The sequence below is a fragment of the Streptococcus sp. 4094 genome (assembly GCF_013277125.1).
Classification (GTDB): Bacteria; Bacillota; Bacilli; order Lactobacillales; family Streptococcaceae; genus Streptococcus.
The window spans coordinates 1-429 of sequence record NZ_VMMI01000090.1 but is presented as its reverse complement, the minus strand read 5'-3'; the positions used below and the strand labels follow the sequence as shown (position 1 = coordinate 429).

Sequence of the window (429 nt, the reverse complement as noted above, 5' to 3'; positions counted from 1 at the left end):
GAAAATCGCTGAGAAGTGGTACTATTTCGACGTAGAAGGTGCCATGAAGACAGGTTGGGTCAAGTATAAGGACACATGGTACTACCTAGATAGTAAGGACGGAAACATGGTATCTAATGAATTCGTCAGAGCAGGTCAAGGCTGGTACTACATCAAGGCAGACGGAACAATGGCTGATAAGCCAGAGTTCACAGTTGAACCAGATGGCTTGATTACAACAAAATAGAAAGACTTCAAAATAGATTACACTAACCGCAGGCTCAGGCTTGCGGTTTTTTTGTTTTAAAAGGGGCAAAAAAGGGGCAAAAGTGTCGTAAATCTCTGTAAAGTGATGTAAAAACATTTATTTAAAAGCTCAAAATATAGCTGTTTTAAAAGGTGTTGTAAGATATAGTAAAACGATGTAAAGGTATTTGTAAAAGTAGACGG

General features: G+C 38.5%; 1 pseudogene. It reads left to right on the top strand.

From position 1 onward, the window contains the following. A pseudogene (locus tag HT721_RS10915) lies at positions 1-226 on the top strand (autolysin); the annotation flags it as partial. Between the last annotated feature and the right edge of the window lie 203 nt (positions 227-429).